The organism is Kribbella sp. VKM Ac-2571 (assembly GCF_004362255.1).
GTDB lineage: Bacteria > Actinomycetota > Actinomycetes > Propionibacteriales > Kribbellaceae > Kribbella > Kribbella pratensis.
Window position 1 is genome coordinate 202958 of sequence record NZ_SNWS01000008.1, and the last position, 18029, is coordinate 220986.

General features: G+C 68.3%; 19 protein-coding genes. 6 read left to right on the forward strand and 13 right to left on the reverse strand.

Annotated features, from left to right (window positions below):
• Positions 1 to 102: 102 nt before the first annotated feature.
• The 4 genes from EV651_RS19415 to EV651_RS19430 form a co-directional block, all read right to left on the reverse strand.
• Positions 103 to 1005 (reverse strand): carbohydrate ABC transporter permease, encoded by a 903-nt coding sequence (locus EV651_RS19415; RefSeq protein ID WP_133786601.1) that lies wholly within the window; start codon positions 1003 to 1005, stop codon positions 103 to 105.
• The gene (locus EV651_RS19420; protein ID WP_133786602.1) at positions 998 to 1936 is read right to left on the reverse strand and encodes a carbohydrate ABC transporter permease; all 939 of its coding nucleotides are present in this window, start codon (positions 1934 to 1936) and stop codon (positions 998 to 1000) included. Before EV651_RS19420 ends, EV651_RS19415 begins: the two co-directional genes overlap by 8 nt.
• Positions 1933 to 3195, reverse strand: coding sequence for an extracellular solute-binding protein (locus EV651_RS19425; protein ID WP_238157071.1), 1263 nt, complete (start codon positions 3193 to 3195; stop codon positions 1933 to 1935). Before EV651_RS19425 ends, EV651_RS19420 begins: the two co-directional genes overlap by 4 nt.
• Before the next feature lie 134 nt (positions 3196 to 3329).
• Positions 3330 to 4412, reverse strand: coding sequence for a substrate-binding domain-containing protein (locus tag EV651_RS19430; RefSeq protein ID WP_133786603.1), 1083 nt, complete (start codon positions 4410 to 4412; stop codon positions 3330 to 3332).
• 76 nt (positions 4413 to 4488) lie between these two features.
• Here EV651_RS19430 and EV651_RS19435 point away from each other — a divergent pair, with 76 nt between their 5' ends.
• Both EV651_RS19435 and EV651_RS19440 read left to right on the forward strand, forming a co-directional pair.
• Positions 4489 to 5106 carry a DUF624 domain-containing protein gene (locus EV651_RS19435; RefSeq protein WP_238157072.1) on the forward strand — a complete coding sequence of 206 codons (618 nt, stop codon included), beginning with the start codon at positions 4489 to 4491 and terminating at the stop codon, positions 5104 to 5106.
• Positions 5107 to 5165: 59 nt separating this feature from the next.
• The gene (locus EV651_RS19440; protein ID WP_133786605.1) at positions 5166 to 6653 is read left to right on the forward strand and encodes a DHA2 family efflux MFS transporter permease subunit; all 1488 of its coding nucleotides are present in this window, start codon (positions 5166 to 5168) and stop codon (positions 6651 to 6653) included.
• A gap of 6 nt (positions 6654 to 6659) precedes the next feature.
• Here EV651_RS19440 and EV651_RS19445 read toward each other — a convergent pair whose 3' ends face one another.
• Positions 6660 to 7076, reverse strand: coding sequence for a hypothetical protein (locus tag EV651_RS19445; RefSeq protein ID WP_133786606.1), 417 nt, complete (start codon positions 7074 to 7076; stop codon positions 6660 to 6662).
• A 146-nt stretch (positions 7077 to 7222) separates the two neighbouring features.
• Here EV651_RS19445 and EV651_RS19450 point away from each other — a divergent pair, with 146 nt between their 5' ends.
• Positions 7223 to 9688: a Tex family protein gene (locus tag EV651_RS19450; RefSeq protein ID WP_133786607.1), complete on the forward strand. Its 2466-nt coding sequence runs from the start codon at positions 7223 to 7225 to the stop codon at positions 9686 to 9688.
• A 58-nt stretch (positions 9689 to 9746) separates the two neighbouring features.
• A complete protein-coding gene (locus tag EV651_RS19455) occupies positions 9747 to 10304 on the forward strand; it encodes a dihydrofolate reductase family protein (protein ID WP_133786608.1) in 558 nt (185 codons plus the stop codon).
• Here the strand turns inward: EV651_RS19455 and EV651_RS19460 are convergent.
• On the reverse strand, positions 10286 to 10486 hold the full coding sequence (locus EV651_RS19460; RefSeq protein WP_133786609.1) for a heavy-metal-associated domain-containing protein: 201 nt from the start codon (positions 10484 to 10486) through the stop codon (positions 10286 to 10288). The genes EV651_RS19455 and EV651_RS19460 overlap by 19 nt on opposite strands.
• Positions 10483 to 10863 (reverse strand): nuclear transport factor 2 family protein, encoded by a 381-nt coding sequence (locus tag EV651_RS19465; RefSeq protein ID WP_133786610.1) that lies wholly within the window; start codon positions 10861 to 10863, stop codon positions 10483 to 10485. The genes EV651_RS19460 and EV651_RS19465 overlap by 4 nt, the downstream gene beginning before the upstream one ends.
• Before the next feature lie 37 nt (positions 10864 to 10900).
• On the opposite strand from EV651_RS19465, the gene EV651_RS19470 reads away from it, so the two are divergent.
• Positions 10901 to 11488 carry a TetR/AcrR family transcriptional regulator gene (locus EV651_RS19470; RefSeq protein ID WP_202870400.1) on the forward strand — a complete coding sequence of 196 codons (588 nt, stop codon included), beginning with the start codon at positions 10901 to 10903 and terminating at the stop codon, positions 11486 to 11488.
• Positions 11489 to 11588: 100 nt separating this feature from the next.
• On the opposite strand, the gene EV651_RS19475 is transcribed toward EV651_RS19470, so the two are convergent.
• The 5 genes from EV651_RS19475 to EV651_RS19495 all read right to left on the reverse strand — a co-directional run bounded on the left by EV651_RS19475 (position 11589) and on the right by EV651_RS19495 (position 16384).
• The gene (locus EV651_RS19475; protein ID WP_133786612.1) at positions 11589 to 11777 is read right to left on the reverse strand and encodes a hypothetical protein; all 189 of its coding nucleotides are present in this window, start codon (positions 11775 to 11777) and stop codon (positions 11589 to 11591) included.
• 429 nt (positions 11778 to 12206) lie between these two features.
• Positions 12207 to 14471, reverse strand: coding sequence for a hypothetical protein (locus EV651_RS19480; protein ID WP_133786613.1), 2265 nt, complete (start codon positions 14469 to 14471; stop codon positions 12207 to 12209).
• Positions 14472 to 14581: 110 nt separating this feature from the next.
• Positions 14582 to 14956 (reverse strand): hypothetical protein, encoded by a 375-nt coding sequence (locus EV651_RS19485; protein ID WP_133786614.1) that lies wholly within the window; start codon positions 14954 to 14956, stop codon positions 14582 to 14584.
• A 176-nt stretch (positions 14957 to 15132) separates the two neighbouring features.
• Positions 15133 to 15909 carry a GNAT family N-acetyltransferase gene (locus EV651_RS19490; protein WP_133786615.1) on the reverse strand — a complete coding sequence of 259 codons (777 nt, stop codon included), beginning with the start codon at positions 15907 to 15909 and terminating at the stop codon, positions 15133 to 15135.
• A 70-nt stretch (positions 15910 to 15979) separates the two neighbouring features.
• Positions 15980 to 16384, reverse strand: a complete 405-nt coding sequence (locus EV651_RS19495) for a helix-turn-helix domain-containing protein (protein ID WP_133786616.1) — start codon at positions 16382 to 16384, stop codon at positions 15980 to 15982.
• Between the two features lie 62 nt (positions 16385 to 16446).
• On the opposite strand from EV651_RS19495, the gene EV651_RS19500 reads away from it, so the two are divergent.
• Positions 16447 to 17619 (forward strand): MFS transporter, encoded by a 1173-nt coding sequence (locus tag EV651_RS19500; RefSeq protein ID WP_166658663.1) that lies wholly within the window; start codon positions 16447 to 16449, stop codon positions 17617 to 17619.
• On the opposite strand, the gene EV651_RS19505 is transcribed toward EV651_RS19500, so the two are convergent.
• Positions 17606 to 18019 (reverse strand): helix-turn-helix domain-containing protein, encoded by a 414-nt coding sequence (locus EV651_RS19505; RefSeq protein WP_133786618.1) that lies wholly within the window; start codon positions 18017 to 18019, stop codon positions 17606 to 17608. The genes EV651_RS19500 and EV651_RS19505 overlap by 14 nt on opposite strands.
• Between the last annotated feature and the right edge of the window lie 10 nt (positions 18020 to 18029).

The window sequence follows — 18029 nt, forward strand, 5'->3', positions numbered from 1 at the left end:
AAGTTCCGGTGTTTCTTCGGGACCACCGCATGTGGAGGGGGCCTCGCAGGTGCTCACCCGGGGCGGGGTGAGCACCTGTTCGAGGATCTGCCCCCGGATCCGCTAGCCCTTGATCCCCACGTTCGCCATTCCTTCGACGAACCGCTTCTGGGCGAACACGAACAACACGATCATCGGCAGCGTCGCGAGCGCCGTACCGGCCATCAGGTACGGCCACTGGATCTCCGCCGGGTTCTGGGAGAAGATCGCCAGCCCGAGCTGCAGCGGCCGCAGGTCGTCCGACGTGGTGATCATCAGCGGCCAGAGGAACCCGTTCCAGGCGGCCTCGATCTGGAAGACCGCGATCGTGATCAGCGCCGGCTTGATCAGCGGGGTCATGATCCGCCAGAAGATCCCGAACTCGCCGAGCCCGTCGACCCGCGCCGCCTGCGCCAGCTGGTCCGGCAGCGAGACGTAGAACTGCCGCGCCAGGAACGTGAACAACGGCGCCGCGCCGAGCGGGATGATCAGGCCCCACCACGAGTTCAGCCAGCCGATCCCGCCGTGCCCGATGATGTTGTTGCCGCCGAACAGCGGGATCGACTTCACGATCAGGAACAGCGGCACCAGAATGATCTGGAACGGCACCAGCAGCAGCACAATGAAGTAGTTCAGCAGCGTCCTGCCGCCGCGGATCGGCAGTTTCGCCAACGCGTAGCCGGCCGTCGTACAGACCGCCAGCGTGAACGCGGTCTCGCCGACCGCGATGAACAGGCTGTTGCGGAAGTACCTGAGGAACGGCGCGGTCTGCATCGCCTCGACGAAGTTCCGCCAGCGCAGCTCCGACGGCAGCCACCCGAACTTCGCGATCTCCAGGTTGCTCTTGAACGCGGTCAGCAGCATCCACACGAACGGCGTGATCATCAGGATCGCGCCGACCGTGAGGACGACGTACAGCAGGATCCGGCCGGGCCGGAGTACGGACGGCTTGGCCGCGGCCGCCGCCGGCAACGTAGCGCTAGTCATTGGCATCCGCCTTCTGGAGCAGGCGTCCGACGCCGATGAAGAGCGCGATCACGATCATCATGATCACGGTCTCGGCGGACGCGTAGCCGAGTTTCAGGTCCTGGAACGCGTTCTGATAGATGTCCATCACCAGCACGCGGGTCTCCGAGCCGGGACCGCCCTGCGTCATCACGTACACCAGGTCGAACACCTGGAAGGTGCCGACGATCGACGTGATCAGGACGAAGAACTGGACCGGGCCGATGGCCGGCCAGGTGACGTTGGCGAACCGCTGCCAGCGGCCCGCGCCGTCCAGTTCGGCCGACTCGATCAGATCCCGGGAAACGCCCTGGAGCGCGGCCAGGTAGATGATGATCTTGGTCCCGAGGCCCTGCCAGATGCCGACCACCATCAGCGACGGCAGCGCGGTCGCCGGATCGGCCAGCCAGCGGTTCGGCGCGAACCCGAACAGGCTGAGGAACCCGTTCGCCAGGCCGGAGCCTGGGTTGTAGATCCACAGCCAGATGGTCGCCACCGCGACGGTCGCCGTCACGGTCGGGATGTAGAACGCGGTCCGGAAGAACCCCAGGCCGCGGATCTTCTGGTTCAGCCCGATCGCGACCGCGAGCGAGATGGCCATCGAGATCGGGATCACCACGATCGCGTACAGCACGGTGTGCCACAGCGACGCCAGGAAGTCGACGTCGCGGAACAGGTCGGCGTAGTTGCCGAACCCGACCCAGGACCAGGTGTCGCCGAAGCTGTAGTCGGTCAGGCTGAGGACCAGCACCGCGATCACCGGGATCACGATGAAGACCGCGGAGTGCAGCAACGCGGGCGCGAGCAGCGCCCAGCCGGCCCGCGCCTGGCTGCGGATCAGGGTCCGGCTGTCCTTGGACGACGTCACCTTGCGGGGCGCGGCGAGCGCGGGACGTTCAAGAGTTGTACTCATCGGGACTGTCCTGCCAGGTTGTGCAGCACCTTGGCGGGATCCTTCTGTCCGAGGACCGCCTGGGTGAGCTGGATGTCGAAGTTGCCGCGCATCTCGAGCCAGTTGGACGGCACTTCGTTCTCGTTGACCGCGTAGACCAACCCGTCGGCGACGAACTGGCTCAACGGGTTCGACTTCGCCTGCGGCGAGTTGCTCGCGTCCTTGTACGCCGGGACCTTCTTGTTCAGCTTGGCGATCAGGTCCAGGCTCGTCGGCTTGGTCATGGACTGGATGAACGACCAGGCCGCGTCCTTGTGCCGGCTGCGCGACCCGATCGACGCCAGGTCGCCGCCGACGTACTCGATCTCCTTGCCACTGTTGAAGCGGAAGAACTTCAGGTCGTCACAGTTCTTCTGCCCGATGCCGTCGGCCGAGCAGTCCACGCCGCCGTTGACGATGCCCATCGCGGCCTCACCAGTGAGCACGAGAGGCTGCTGAGCGGCGTTCGTCTGGCCGTACGGCTGGACGTTGTTGATCATCGACTTGATCCACAGCAGGGTGTCCAGGCCGGCCTTGTTGTCGAAGTTCGGCTCGCCGCCGACGTACAGCGGCGTACCGGTCGACGCGAGGAAGGTGGTGAAGGACTGCCGGAAGCCGGTCGCCGAGGCGAGGTCGAAGCCGCTGCGGGTGATGTTGCCGCTCTTGTCCCGCTTGGTGAGTTTCTCGGCGGCGACCTTGATCTCGGCCAGCGACGTCGGCGGCTTGTCCGGGTCGAGACCGGCCTCGCGGAAGGCGCTCTTGCGGAGCGCGACGGCGCGGGCGTCCGCGACCAGCGGGTACGCGTACAGCTTCTTGTCGTACGTCACCGCCGGGATCAGCGCTGGGGTGCTCTTCTCCTTGATGACGTCGGGCGTCACGCCGTACTTGCCGAGGTCCTCGAAGATGTTCTTCGAGGCGAAGGGCTGCACCCAGCCCACACCGGTGACCATCACGTCGTACGGGATTCCGGCCGCGATCGAGGTGGACATCTTCTCGTTGAGGTTCTTGTACGTCGCGAAGTCCGGCTCGACCTTCATCTTCGGATAGGTCTTGTGGAAGTCGTCGACGACCTTCTGGAACGCCTCCCGGCCCTTGGTGCTGGGCGGGAACGACGGGACCAGCACCCGCAGGGTCCCGGTCGCCTCGGCCGGCGGCACCCCGTCGGTGCTCTTGTCGATCACCCCGTTGCCACAACTGCTGACCAGAACGCTGAGCGCTGCGGCCAGCAGGGTCAGTCCCACGCCATGTCTCACCGGTCTCACAGGGGAACTCCTTCGCTGACTTGTTCAGCCGGGGCCCGCGACCCCAAGTGCAGCGAAAGTATGGGAAAGGGCTTTCCTCGTCAATACCTTGGCGCTCGAATGATCACATTCGATCAGAACCGGAACACGGCTGGATTCTGTTCCGTCGCCGCGGTCCCGCAGGAGGTCCGGATGTTGAGCGTGGGAAGCAGGCTGAGGTGCTGCACAGGCATCGCCGGCGACTGGAGTTTGCGGAGCAACAGGTCGCAGGCGGTTTCGCCGAGGGCATGGCGCGGCGGGCAGACCGCGGTGAGCGGGACGACGGCCAGCGCGGCGGTGACGTCGTTGTAGGCGATGACGGCCAGGTCCTCGGGCACGCGAAGGCCGCGCTCCATCGCGCGCTCGACCAGGCGGGCGCCGTGCTCGTCGGAGTGGACCAGTACGGCGCGACTGCCGAACGACTCGCACTCGGCGAGGAACGCGTCCAACTGGGCGACCGCCCCGGGGTCGTCGCCGCGCATCGGCAGGTCGACCGGGGAGAGGAACACCTCGACGCCGAGCGCCTTCGCCGCCGCCTCGATCCCCCGGCGCAGCCAGTACGCCGTGACCGTGGCCTGCAGGTTGATTGCGATCCGGCGATGCCCGAGCGCCACGAAGTGCCGCAGCGCCAGCATCGCGCCGTACGCGTGATCGGTGCGGACGTGGTCGTACTCGCGGGCCACCTGGGGGAACCCGAACGCGCGCTCCATCAGCACGACCGGTACGTCGATGTCGTCCAGCCGCGAGTCGAGCCGGTCCGCGTCGCCGTCGCCGAGGGCGGTGCTGATCAGCAGGCCGGCGACCCCGATCCCGAGCACCTTGTCGAGCCGCTCGCGCTCGGTTGCCACGTCGTACCCGGAGACGCCGAGGACCAGGCGCGCGCCGTACCGGTCGGCCATCGCCTCGGCGCCGCGGATCACGTCGGAGTAGTACGACGTCGGGCTCGGTACGACGATGCCGATCGTCAGGCGGCTCCCGTGCGTCCCCTGGTCGGCGGTCCCGGTGCCGATCGCGCCGCCGTGCACCCGGCGGAGCAGGCCGGCTGAGTCCAGTTCGGCCAGGTCCCGGCGTACTGTGATCGCGGAGACGCCCAGCTCGGCGACCAGGTCGGCCACCCGGAGCCGGCCGTGCCGGCGCAGGCTCCGCAGGATCAGCTCGTGGCGCTCCTGTGCAAGCATGCAGTCCCCTGGTCTCTACGTGATTGTTCGTGATCATACGATCAGGACCCGCCCGTACGGAACGAGGAGACGATCGGTGGAGAAGGCCAACCGGACGACCAGCGTGCTCTCGAGGCTCGCGGTCGTCGGCGACCTGCTGATGCTGCAACTGGTCTTCGTGGTGATCAGCCTGGGCATCCTGACGCTGTTCCCGGCCGCGTTCGCTATGCAGCGGGTGGTGCCGGACGCGATCAGCCAGGAGAAGCCGAAGCTGATGCGGCAGTTCTTCCGGGAGTTCCGCTGGGCGATGAAGCAGTTCTGGCTGCCCGCGTTCGGGCTGTGGGTCGGCGGAGTGCTGCTGGCGTTCGGCCTCTCCTTCTGGGCGAACGCGCACGGTCCGGTGCGGATCTTCGCGCTCGCCGTCCTGGTCCCGCTCACCGGAATGATCCTGGGGCTGTACCTGAGCGGTCTGGCGATCCTGCCCGCGGCGCCGCAGACGTCCACGTTCAAGTCGCTGTTCCGGTCCGCCAACCTGTTCCTGCTGCGCCGACCGCTCCCGGTGGCCGGCGGGGTCGTCGTACTGCTCACCTGGTTCGCGCTGGCGTCGCAGGTGCCGACACTGCTCCTTGTGGGGTCCGGACTGGTCCCCGCACTCACGGCGTACGCGCTGTCTCGAGGGCCTCGAGAAAAAACTTCTGAAGACGTGTCAATCTGACCCCTCCTGGTTCGACGTAGAGGTGTAAGGCCACTACGACGAACTCAAGGAGAACCGGAATGTACGCGACGACCGACACCCTGGCGACTGCGCCGGCTGCGCAGGGCGGCCGCTCGCGCTGGCTGGCGCTCTACACCCTCTGCGCGGGCATGTTGATGATCGTGCTCGACGTGACCGTGGTGAACGTAGCCCTGCCGGCCATCCAGGACGACCTGGGCTTCACGAGCTCCTCCCTCGCGTGGGTCGTGAACGCGTACCTGATCGCGTTCGGCGGCCTCCTGCTCCTGGCCGGTCGGCTGGGCGACCTCCTCGGTCGGCGGAACGTCTTCACCGCCGGTCTGGTCGTTTTCACCGCCGCCTCCGTACTCTGCGGTCTGGCCGGGTCGCAGGAGGTGCTGGTCATCGCCCGGTTCATCCAGGGTGTTGGCGGCGCACTGACCTCCGCAGTCATCCTCGGCATGATCGTGACGCTGTTCCCCGAGCCGCGGGAGCAGGCCAAGGCGATCGGCATGTACGCGTTCGTCGCGTCCGCCGGTGGATCGATCGGCCTGCTCGCAGGCGGCGTACTGACGCAGGCGATCAGCTGGCACTGGATCTTCTTCGTGAACCTGCCGATCGGCGTACTGACCGTCGTCTTCGCCGTGAAACTGATCGAGAAGGACAAGGGCCTGGGGATCGGCAAGGGCACCGACGTACCGGGTGCGGTGCTGATCACCGCGGCGCTGATGGTCGGCGTGTTCACCATCGTCAAGCCGGCTGCTGAGCTCGGCTGGACCGCTCCGCGGACGCTGGTGCTCACCGCGGTGACGCTGGTGCTGCTGGCCGGATTCATCGTCCGCGAGGCGACCGCCGCGAACCCGCTGGTGCCGCTGCGGATCTTCCGCTCCCGTACCCTGACCGGCGCGAACCTGGTCCAGGCACTGTCCAGCTCGGGGATGTTCGGCATCTTCTTCCTCGGCTCGCTGTACCTGCAGCGCGTGCTCGGGTACGACGCTCTCGAGATCGGACTGGCATTCCTGCCGACCACCGTGGTGATGGGGCTGCTGTCGGTGCGGTACTCCGAGAAGCTCGTGATGCGCTTCGGCCCGCGCCGCCCGCTGATCTTCGGGCTGTCGCTGATCGTGGTCGGACTGGCTCTGTTCACGCAGGCCCCGGTCGGTGGCAACTACTTCGTCCACGTCCTGCCGGTGCTGGTGCTGCTGGGCCTGGGTGGCGGCATCTGCTTCCCGGCTCTGATGGGCCTGTCGATGTCGGACGTGAAGCCTGAGGACGCCGGTCTGGCCTCCGGCCTCATCGGCACCATGGGTGAGGTCGGCGCCGCCCTCGGCCTTGCCGTCCTGGCCACCCTGTCCGCCACCCGCACCGCCGCGGTAGCCGACACCAAGCCCACCCTGGACGCCCTGACCGACGGCTACCACCTCTCCTTCGCCATCGCCGCAGCAATCGTCGCCGCCGCCGTAGCCATCGCCGCCATCGTCATGCGGCCCGCGAAGCGGCAGCCCGAAGAGCAGTCCGACAACGAGGACCTCGTCCTCGAAGCCGCCTGAGCCCTACTATCCGAGCTCCCCGCGCCCATCCGGTCGCGGGGAGCTCGCGGCGCGCCAGCGGCGCCGGATCTCAGCGACGACCACGGACGACAACGCCAGCCCGATAGCCACCAGAAGACTCGTCCGCCGAGGCAGGACGTGGGCCAGGAGCGCAAAGCCCCCGCAGGTCAGCAGCAGGGCCGAGTACACCGAGCCCAGGACCGGGCGGGCCTGCATGCGTCCGATCAGCCAGGTGAAGCCCTTTGCACTGATGCCTGCAGGCACCAACATCCCGAACAGGAAGACAGCTAGCAGGAGGTCCTGCAAGCGACGCGTCCCCACCGCCTGAACAGTCACGCCCACCAGCAAGAGCACGTTGATGATCCGGGCCGCTGCCGGCGGCGGCGTAAAGCTGCGCTCGACGAACTTGCTGAACTGGCTCATGTGTTCCCTCCCCGAGAGGATGATCGCATGGGTTGTCCACAGGTGGATGAGATGCGGTTTCGGGGTGGGGGGTGGGATGGGGAAGGATATGGGGCCTGACCGGGGCAGAATGCTCGGTGGTTGTTGTCGGTAGAGGGGAATCGAACGTGGTGGTGCAGTCGATCGAGCAGCGGATCGCCGGCGAACTGGAGGTCGGTGAGAACCAGGTGCGGGCAGCGGTGGCGCTGCTGGACGAGGGGTCGACGGTCCCGTTCATCGCGCGGTACCGCAAAGAGGTCACCGGGATGCTGGACGATGCCCAGCTGCGCACCCTCGAGGAGCGCCTGCGGTACCTGCGGGAGCTCGAGGAGCGCCGGCAGACCGTGCTCGACTCGATCGAGAGCCAGGGCAAGCTCGACGATGCGCTGAAGGCGTCGATCCTGGAGGCCGACACGAAGTCGCGCCTCGAGGACATCTACCTGCCGTTCAAGCCCAAGCGCCGCACCAAGGCGATGATCGCCCGCGAGAACGGCCTCGAGCCGCTCGCCGACGGGCTGATGGCCGACCCGGACGTCGAGCCGATTGCCGCCGCCGCGGTGTTCGTGAACGCCGACGTACCCGATCCGCAGGCCGCGCTCGACGGCGCGCGGGCGATCCTCGTCGAGCGGTTCGCCGAGGACGCCGACCTGATCGGTGAGCTGCGCGAGCGGCTCTGGCAGCAGGGCCGGCTGGCCTCCACCGTCCGCGAGGGCAAGGAGACCGACGGCGCGAAGTTCTCGGACTACTTCGAGTTCGACGAGCCGTTCACGAAGATGCCGTCGCACCGGATCCTCGCGCTGTTCCGCGGCGAGAAGGAAGACGTGCTGACGATCACCGTCGAGCCCCTGCCCGCGGGTGTGGAGGCGGACGGCCCGACGGAGTACGAGACCACCATCGCCCGCAAGGTCGGCATCGAGAACCAGGGCCGCCCGGCCGACAAGTGGCTGGTGGAGACCGTCCGCTGGGCATGGCGGACGAAGATCCTCGTGCACCTCGGCATCGACCTGCGGATGCGGTTGCGGCAGATCGCCGAGGACGAGGCGATCCGGGTGTTCGCGGCCAACCTGCGGGATCTGCTGCTGGCTGCCCCGGCCGGCACCCGCGCCACGATGGGTCTCGACCCGGGCTTCCGCACCGGCGTGAAGGTCGCCGTCGTGGACGCGACCGGCAAGGTCGTCAACACCGGCGTCATCTACCCGCACGTTCCGCAGAACCAGTGGGACAAGTCGATCGCCACCCTGGCCGCGCTGGCGGCCGCGCACAACGTCGAGCTGATTGCCATCGGCAACGGTACGGCGTCACGCGAGACCGACAAGCTGGCGGCCGAGCTGATCGCCAAGCACCCGGAGCTCAAGCTCACCAAGGCCGTCGTGTCCGAGGCCGGCGCGTCCGTGTACTCCGCGTCGGCGTTCGCGTCCCAGGAGCTGCCCGGGATGGACGTCTCGCTGCGCGGCGCGGTCTCGATCGCGCGCCGGCTGCAGGACCCGCTGGCCGAGCTGGTGAAGATCGACCCGAAGTCGATCGGCGTCGGTCAGTACCAGCACGACCTCCCGGAGAACTCCCTGTCCCGCTCGCTCGACGCGGTCGTCGAGGACTGTGTGAACGCGGTCGGCGTCGACCTGAACACGGCGTCCGCGCCGCTGCTCACCCGGGTCTCCGGCATCACGCCCGGTCTGGCGGACAACATCGTCCAGCACCGTGACGTCAACGGCCCGTTCACGTCGCGTACGGCGCTGAAGGAGGTCCCGCGGCTCGGACCGAAGGCGTTCGAGCAGGCGGCCGGGTTCCTCCGGATCCCCGACGGCGACGACCCGCTCGACGCGTCCAGCGTGCACCCGGAGGCCTATCCCGTCGTACGGCGGATCCTCGACGCGACCGGCTCCGACCTGAAGTCGCTCATCGGGTCGGCGGAGCTGAAGCGGCTGAAGGCGGCGGACTTCGTCGACGACATGTTCGGTCTGCCGACGGTGACCGACATCCTGGCCGAACTGGAGAAGCCGGGCCGGGACCCGCGGCCGGCGTTCAAGACCGCGGTGTTCGCCGAGGGTGTGGACAAGATCGCGGACCTGAAGCCGGGGATGAAGCTGGAAGGCCAGGTCACGAACGTGGCCGCGTTCGGTGCGTTCATCGACATCGGTGTGCACCAGGACGGGCTGGCGCACGTGTCGGCGCTGTCGAAGAACTTCGTGAAGGACCCGCGCGAGGTGGTCAAGCCGGGCGACATCGTGATGGTGAAGGTGCTCGAGGTCGACATCCCGCGCCAGCGGATCTCCCTCACGCTGCGCCTGGACGACGAGCTCGGCTCGGGCGGACGTCAGGCGGGCGGCCAAGGCCGTGGCCAAGGTGGGCAGGGCGGCCAAGGTGCTCAGGGCGGCGGTCGCGGGCGTGGGGCTGGCGGATCAGGTGGTCAGGGTCGCGGCCCGGGTGGGTCTGGCGGTCAGGGCGGTCAGGGGCGCGGGGCCGGTGGCTCGGGTGGTCAGGGTGGTCGCGGCGGCAACCGGGGGTCTGGTGGTCGCGGCAACCAGTCCGAGACCCCGATGGACGAGACCTCGCTCGCCGACGCGTTCCGCAAGGCCGGTTTCACGGTCCGCTGACGTCGAAGGGTGACGATCGGCTCCGACGTACCGGGGGAATCGAGCAAGGAGGATCCTGATGCGCGACCTGATCGTCACCCAGAACGTCACCGTCGACGGTGTGATCGAGGCGGGTGACTGGTTCGGACCGGCCGACGGCGGACCGGAGGTACTCGACGCGCTTCGCGAACAGATGACGCGAGCGGACGCGTTCCTGACCGGCCGCGTGACGTTCGAGCAGATGCGTGAGTATTGGCCTGCCCAGACGGACGATTCGTCCGGCATCTCGGCGTACCTGAACCGAGTCCAGAAGTACGTCGTGAGCTCGACACTGGACGATCCGGGATGGGAACCGACCACAGTTCTTCGCGGGCTGGACGACGTACGCCGCCTGAAGGACACCACCGGCGGAGACATCATCTGCACGGGCAGCATCGACGTCACCCATCAACTGATCGCGGCGGGGCTCGTCGACGAGTACCGCTTGTTCGTCTACCCCACCGTCATCGCCGCCGGCCGCCGCCTCTTCCCGGACAACTCACCACTGCCGCTGACGTTGACCGACTCCCGGTCCTTCCCGAGCGGCGTCGCCCTACTCACCTACCGTCGCGCGACTCGTCACCCCTCGACTTCGTAGCCGGCCGCTTCCACCGCGTTCCAGATCGCGGTTGGGTCCACGGGCCGATCGGTGACCAGGGCAACCATTCCGGTCGGCAGATCCACCGTGACCGACTCGACACCGGGCAGCGTCTCGAGCTCCTCGGTGACGAACCCGACGCAGTGGCTGCACGTCATCCCCAGCACCCGAAACGTCGTCATGACGCACTCACGTCGCGGGTCGCCTGCGTCGTACGGCGCATTCGGCCGTCCGGGGCCAGTTCGCCGAACAGGTACACCTCGGTCGCGATCTTCCGCCCGCGCCGCAGCTCCGCGTGGATCGTGAATCGCGCGGCCACCCGATCACTCGTACGGATCGCCTCGTGCACGTCGTACGAGCAAGACACCACGTTCTTCCGCACCGGTCGGAGATGGTCGATCAACCGCTGCCGGTCGAGCGTGATGCCGTCGGCGACCTGCTCGATGTCCGGCGTGTAGTACCGGTCCACGATCGTCGCTGCGTCGCCCCCTGCGACGACCTCCCGGGTGAACGATTCGAAGAAGTCCGCCACGAACTCCCGTGCGCTTAAATCTGACATGCTGTCAAAGATAAGTCGATCCACTAACCTTGACAAGGTGTCAGAGAACAAGCCGGTACGACGCCGGCGCCGAGCGGACGCGAACCGAAGCCGTACGGCGATCCTGGCCGCGGCGATCGTCCTGCTCGACGAGCAGCCCGACGCGAGCCTGGAACGGATCGCCGAGGCGGCGAACGTCACCAGGCAGACCGTGTACGCGCACTTCTCGTCCCGCGACGTACTGCTGAATGCCGCACTCGACGAACTCACCGCCGAGACGCTCGAAGCGATCGACGCTCTCGACCTCGACCAAGGCCCGGCGCTCGGCAACGTCCTACGCCTCATCGACCTGGCCTGGCGAACGTTCGAACGCCACCCGCTCCTGCTACACCTACCCCACAACACGCCGCCGGGCCGCACTCACGACGAACGCCACGACCCGGTGGCGGACCGTTTCGAGCGCCTGATCCGCCGCGGTCAACGCGCCGGCGAGATCACCCGCGACCTCCCCGCCCACTGGCTGGTCACCACCCTCATCACCCTCGGCCACGCCGCCGGCGAATCCGTAGCCACCGGCCGCCTCACCACCCGAACCGCCAACAAAACCCTCCACACAACCATCACCCGCCTCCTACAACCAACCTGAACCCGCAAGAAACCCGCCCCCACGTCACGCCCCTGCGCCGTCCCGCCCCCGCATAACGCCTGCCCCACGTCACACCCCCGCGCCGCCCCACACCCCCACGTCACACCCCCGCGCCGCCCCACACCCCCGCATCACACCTGCCCCACGTCACACCACCCACGCCGCCCCAGGCTCGCATCACACCTGCCCACGTCACGCCCACCCACGCCGCCACGCCGTGCGGCATCGCGCTGCCCCCACGCCGCTTGCCCGCCGCGAGCAACCCGTCCCGTGCGACGTCCCGCCGCACCACACTCTCGCCGCACCCGCTACCGGTGAGGCATCGTCGGCTTGGAGGGCGAGGTGGCCGGCAGCAGTCCCGTGCCCCACCGCGGAGCCCGCCGCTGCCTCGCCCCCGCATAACACCTGCCCGGCTTCACGCCGCTCCACGCACGCACGCATCCGGGTCAGCGCGGGCGCCTCATCCGGGGTCGACCCGTGCCTGATCCGGGGAGCGGTCGCTCTACCAGCGGCTCGAGGGGCGCTCCGACGGCGTCGGGGGGGCCGCACCATTCGGCGCGGCGTCCTGCCCCCTGGGTTGTCCGGGCCTGCGCGGGCGACTCACCCGGAGAGCGGGGCGCCCTACCAGCGGCTCGAAGGGCGCTCCGACGGCGTCGGGGGGCCGCACCATTCGGCGCGGCGTCCTGCCCCCTGGGTTGTCCGCGTCGGCGCGGGTGACTCAGGTGGGACGCGGCGACTCGGGTGGGTCGACTCGGTGGGTGCCGGTGGGGTCGACGTGGAAGGTGAAGCCGTGGGGTGTGGTCCATTCGAGCGTCTTGTAGTCGACGCGGTGGACGGTCCAGCCGCGGGCGTGGGTCTTCACCCGGTGCCCGAAGCGGCCGAGAGGCGCGAGATTCGTGGTGCTCGTCTGCCCGGTGGGCCCGTGAGGGTCGTACGGCTCGATGTGGTCGAGGTCGATGGTGTTGGTGGTTTCGCGGGTGCCGTACGGGAAGAGTTCGGCTGGGTGGATGAGTTTGACGCGTTCGCGGATGCGGGTGGGAATCTCGTACGCGTCGACGCTGACCGCATCGTTCAGGTCGATCACCGGCTTGACGGTGTAGGGACCGTAGCCGATGACCTCGGCCAATTGAGTCGCGAGCAGCGGTCCGATGGTTTCGGCACGCAGCACGCCAGTTCCGGTGGCCAGGGTGTGGTCGGTGAGATGCACGACCACCTCGGTCTGCCCCGGACGCGCCTGTCCTGCCCGTACCTGTCCTGCACGTGCCCGTCCTGCCCGCGCCATCCCCGGGCGCAGCTGTTCCTTGGTCCCGCCGACCGGTCCCGCTGGAGTCTCTGGGCGCGCGGGCTCGCCTGAGGTGCCCGAGTCATCTGAACTGCCCGGGTCGCCTGAACTGCCTAGGCCATGCGGACCGCCTGGTTCGGGCTGACCGCTCTGGGCGTTGGGGTGGTTGGGGTAGCTCGGGTGAATGAGGTAGCTCGGGTTGGCGTAGGCGTCCTGTTTGATCTGCGCGAGCCGGGCGCGGAGTGACCGCAGCGCGGCAGCATCCATCGCCTGACCATCGCCGGGTTCGTCGCGAACGGGGGCAACTTCGGCTGGCGTCCGTCGGTCGAACGGGTCGGTTGGTGGGTCGGGGTCGTACGGCGCTGCGGCTTCCAGCCACGGATCGTCCAGCGGACCCGCCGGCTCCACCAGATCGAGCGACCCCGGCACGTCCAGTGGTTCGAACGACCCCGGACGTTCGAGAGAGCCCGGTGGCTCGAGAGAGCCCGGTGGCTCGAGCGAGTCCGCTGGCTTGGGCGCCACCGCGTTGTCCTGCACCGCTTGGCTGTCCTGCACCGCTTGGCTGTCCTGCACCGCCGGGTTGCCATGCCCCACCGCGTTGTCCTGCACCGCTGGGCTGTCCTGCACCGCCGGGTTGCCATGCCCCACCGCGTTGTCCTGCACCGCTGGGCTGTCCTGCACCGCCGGGTTGCCATGCACCACCGCACCGTTCGGCACCGCCGCTTCGTGCTGCGCTACCGCGTCGTTCCGCACCAGTGGATGCTGCACCACCGGGTTGTCCTGCGCCGCCGCGTCCTTCGGCGTCGTTGGGTTGTCGGGAGTTGTGAGGGTGTGCGGTTCGTGGTTGGTGGGCGGTTGGTAGTTGGGGTCTGGCTGGGGTTTGGTGGGGATGGTTGGTGGGGTGTCGCGCGGGGTTGGGTGGGGTTGCTGGCGGGCTTGTTCGAGGAGTTCTTGGGTGAAGCGGGGGTCGGAGAGGATGTCGATGGCGTCGGCGCGGCGGTGCTGGACGGGGCGGGCGTCGCCGAACTTCTTCAGTGCTTCGGCGATGTCGGTGATGGTGGCGTTGCAGCGGTTGACGGCTGCGGCGGGGGCTTTGATGTAGAGGGTTTTGTTGCCGTGGCCGTCACCGCGGCCGACGTAGACGCCGCGGTCGTCGGCGGCCTCGGCCGCTTCGGCGGCGGCGCGGGTGGGGTCGGCGTGGTTGCGGGCGGCGCGGACGATCTTTTCCAGCCGGTACGGGGAGATGGTGTCGATGATCGCGGCGACCTTGCGGTCGACATACTCCGCGGCGGCGTGGTCGAGGCTCTGACAGGCCCGGGCGATCTGGCGGGCTTTCCAGGGAATGGCTTCGCCGGCCTGGATGCGGGTCCAGGTGCGCGGGAACCGGTGCCGCAACGCCAACGCATCAGCAAGCAGGTCGCGGCCGACGCCGGGCGAGACACCGAGGACGACGGCGAATTCGGCGATCGCGAACTCGGCGATTTCTGGGCAGCCGTCACCGCCCAGCACGACGGCGCGTTCGCGGCCGTCGTGGGCGCGGCGAGTCGGGCGGGGGTGACAGGTCGAGGGGTGGAAGCGGTCGGCGTAGGTCTGGGCGCATTCCAGCAACCGCGCGTCGGCCCGGCTGGCGACGGCGCGGCATTCGGCGGCCCGCTCCAGCAGGTCACGGGTCGCGAGCGACTCCAGATCTACCTCGAACATGCGTTCGATTCTATATCTCGTGGAGGTGAACTGCCAGGCTGTTTTCCCTTATCCACAAGGGGAAACATCACATGATCGGCGTGCCAGGAAACGTGTAAGCAGGGAGTCAACTAGGCCGGGGCGGTGATTGCGAAGACGTGGTCGGCGTGCGCGACCAGGGCAGCGGCGCGGTCGGGGCAGTGGGTGTTGGCCCAGCGTCGGAGGCTGTCGCGGAAGCCGAGGAGGTCGGTCTGGAGCGAGCGGCGCAGTTCAGGCACCTCGCCGTACAGGACCCGCACCGGCCGGCCTTCGCGCACCGGTTCCGAACGCCAGTCCTCCGCACCGCGAGGCCAGATCGTCAGCCCGAGAGCGTCGCGTTCCAGCCATGGACCGTCGTGCCCGACGTCCGGCCAACCGCCGCTCTCGACCCCGACCCAACTGCGCCAGTCCTCCAGCAGCAGGCAGCACCCCGGATCGACCCGCGCTCCGGCATCGATCAACCGCACCCCACCGAACACACTCCTGTCGCCGGCCAACAGACGCTCAACAGACGCCCGCGGCGGCACGGCCTCCCCCACCCAAAGCTCGACAAGCCGACCCACCTGCTCATCGGACAGGCCCTCGCAAAGCCGGAGCCACCCCGAGCCGTCCTCGGCGACAATCTCCGCCCGCACCGTCATGATCAGCGCAAGTCGGCCAGATGACCACCAGGATCGCCAAGGTGCACAGCCGTTGCCTTGGGCCCGTATCCCAGGCGCCGGTACACCCGGTCCGCGCCGTCGTCCCCCGGTGTCAGCCAAGCGAGCGTCACCCCGGCCATTTCGCACGCTTTCAACGTCGCGTACGCCGTCGCGATGCCACCGAACCCGCGCCGTCGATGACTGTGAACCGTCCCGACCCCAGCAACCTCGGACACCTCGTCGGCGACCGCGGTCCACGCTGCAGTCGCGACCGGTACGTCGTCGGCATACACAAGAACTGCTCCACCATCAAGAGGATCCGGCTTGAACGCGGAGCCGGCGGTATCCATCTCGTACGCCTCCGCCGACACCGCGTTCGCGACCTCTTGATCCTCGTCCGACGCCACGACCCGCACGGTCACGCCGGACGGGAGTTCTGGAACGACCAACTCGGCCGGTGAGACGACGAGCAGCGGCAGGCGAGACACGAGCGTCATCCCGTTCGCCGCGAGCGCCTCGGCGAGACCGGGGTTCGCCTCCTCGACCAGTTCCGCGCTCAGCCAGCGACCTTCGGCCGCGAACGCTTGGCGGATCGTGTCGAGCGCCCACGGGAGGTCGTCCGGCGAGAACGGCTGGCCAGGTTCGGCCGCGAGCAGGCCGGACAAGTACCAGTCGTCCTTGTCGTGCAGCAGACCGGCGAGGGGCCCGGCGACCACCTGTCGTTTCGATCGTGCGGCTCCGGTCAGTTGAGCCGCGGCGATCCGCGCACCGATCTCCATACCCAGGACCCTACGACCCCTCGATAAACCAGCGCGACCGAGACAGCGCGAACGAGACAGCGCGAACGGGTCACGCGAGCTGGACCAGATCGAGAAGCCGGCTCAGGTCAGCGGGCCCCGGCGGACGGCCCAGCAGTACGGCGAGCGCGTCGAGAGTCGCGATCAACTCGCGCCGGGTGGCGGCCCGCGACCTCCCACCGGCCACCCCGGCGAGAATCTTGTCGACCCGCTCGGAGCCCGCCACCAGTTCGGCGCCGACCGACGGTGACGGTGAAGGAGGCTCGTCGCCGATGCGTACGTCGAGCCGCGCCCCGAGCGCAGTGGCGAGCCGGTCCAGCGCGGCGATCGTGGGATTTCCGCGCCCGTTCTCCAGGTTCGCGATGTACGGCACGGACAGGCCGGCGTCGACGGCGACCGACGCGATCGTCCGCCCGGCCGCCTTCCGCCGATCGCGCAGGACGTCACCAAGCTCCATATGACCTATCTTCACAGAACATTCTTGCCGTTGTCTATCTCGACAAGATAGATTCCGGCGGCGTGAGGGACTTCCGGCGGCTCTGGTTCAGCGGCGCGATCTCAGGGATCGGGTCCTGGCTCCTGGTGGTCGCGATCCCGTTCCACGTGTTCGCGCTGACCGGGTCGGCGGTGGCAACCGGGCTGACCTTGGCGTTGGAGGCCCTTCCTGCGCTCCTCATCGGCCCATGGGCCGGCGTACTGCTGGACCGTTGGAACCTCGCGCGGGCGATGTGGATCGCCGATCTCGTCAGCGCGGCGGCGGTCGGACTGATCCTGTTCGCCGACCGCGACCACGTCTGGCCGATCTACCTCGCGATCCTCCTCGAGAACACCGCGACGACGGTCTTCCGTCCGGCCGCCCGCGCATTGCTCCCGGCCGTGGTCGGAACCGGCAAGGAACTGGCCAAAGCGAACGCGATCAACGCCGTCACCAGCAGCGCGATCCGCCTGGCCGCACCACCGCTCGGCGCGCTGTTGCTGGCCGGCCCCGGGATCAAGTTCGTGCTCGCCGTCGACATCGTCAGCTACTTGTTGTCAGCAGCAACCATCGCGACGGTCCGCACCCGCCGCCACTCGACCACGGGCGCACCGCCACGACCGCTCGAAGGATTCCGCGCCACGATCCGGCACCGCGCCTTGCGCGGCATCCTCGTCGGCCAGACGGTCTTCCTCACCGCGAACGCCGGCCTGACCGCACTCCTCGTACCGTTCACCGTCAACCGCCTGCAAGCGCCCGGGTACGTCGTCGGCTACCTGATCTCCGGCCTCGGCGCCGGTTACCTCATCGGCGCCGCCCTGAGCACGAAAGCCGCCCGCCTCCTGGGAGTCCGCGAACTCCTCACCCTGACCCAACTCGCCACCGCCGCGGCGTACTTCGGACTCTTCAACGCCCCGAACATCCCGATCGCGATCATCGGCGCGGCCCTCATCGGCCTCCCCGGCAGCATCCTCCTCATTACTGCCCAGACCACCATCCAGCGCGCCGCCGCACGGGAAGTGCTCGCGAGCGTGAGCGCGATCTTCTTCGCCGCCGACTCACTCGCACTGCTGATCGGCGCACTGGCCGCGCCCGCGACGACGATTGCGCTCGGTCTGCCGGTCACGCTCAACGTCATCGCGGGACTTGCTGTCTGCGCCGCAGGGCTCACGCTGCTCGTCGTACCAAGGCATCCAGCAGGTTTCACGAGGAGCTGAGCGCGTCGTACCTGGCCCGTGCAGTGGCGATCTCCGACTGATGCGTCTCGGTCCACGTGACGAGTGACTGGATCGTCGCGTGCAACGTGACGCCGAGCGCGGTGAGCTCGTAGTCGACGCGCGGCGGCACGACCGGGTACACGGTCCGGTTGACCAGGCCGTCCCGTTCCAGCTGGCGCAGCGTCACCGTGAGCATCCGCTGACTGATGCCGTCGATCGTCTTCTTCAGCTCGGTGAACCGCATGCAGCGGTTGTCCAGCAGCGCGATCACCAGCAGGGACCACTTGTCGCCGATCCGGTCCAGGATCTGGCGTACGTCGCAGTCCTCTCGCGTGTCCCACTGGAACGCGTCCTCGGTGCAGCACGAGTGACTCGGTTCCTCTGAAGTGCCTTCTTCCACAATCCCTCAT

Bases quoted from the DNA above. Each gene is read 5' to 3' on its own strand.
- EV651_RS19415 (WP_133786601.1), bottom strand. From the start codon at position 1,005: ATGACTAGCGCTACGTTGCCGGCGGCGGCCGCGGCCAAGCCGTCCGTA.
- EV651_RS19420 (WP_133786602.1), bottom strand. From the start codon at position 1,936: ATGAGTACAACTCTTGAACGTCCCGCGCTCGCCGCGCCCCGCAAGGTG.
- EV651_RS19430 (WP_133786603.1), bottom strand. From the start codon at position 4,412: ATGCTTGCACAGGAGCGCCACGAGCTGATCCTGCGGAGCCTGCGCCGG.
- EV651_RS19440 (WP_133786605.1), top strand. From the start codon at position 5,166: ATGTACGCGACGACCGACACCCTGGCGACTGCGCCGGCTGCGCAGGGC.
- EV651_RS19445 (WP_133786606.1), bottom strand. From the start codon at position 7,076: ATGAGCCAGTTCAGCAAGTTCGTCGAGCGCAGCTTTACGCCGCCGCCG.
- EV651_RS19455 (WP_133786608.1), top strand. From the start codon at position 9,747: ATGCGCGACCTGATCGTCACCCAGAACGTCACCGTCGACGGTGTGATC.
- EV651_RS19460 (WP_133786609.1), bottom strand. From the start codon at position 10,486: ATGACGACGTTTCGGGTGCTGGGGATGACGTGCAGCCACTGCGTCGGG.
- EV651_RS19465 (WP_133786610.1), bottom strand. From the start codon at position 10,863: ATGTCAGATTTAAGCGCACGGGAGTTCGTGGCGGACTTCTTCGAATCG.
- EV651_RS19480 (WP_133786613.1), bottom strand. From the start codon at position 14,471: ATGTTCGAGGTAGATCTGGAGTCGCTCGCGACCCGTGACCTGCTGGAG.
- EV651_RS19490 (WP_133786615.1), bottom strand. From the start codon at position 15,909: ATGGAGATCGGTGCGCGGATCGCCGCGGCTCAACTGACCGGAGCCGCA.
- EV651_RS19495 (WP_133786616.1), bottom strand. From the start codon at position 16,384: ATGGAGCTTGGTGACGTCCTGCGCGATCGGCGGAAGGCGGCCGGGCGG.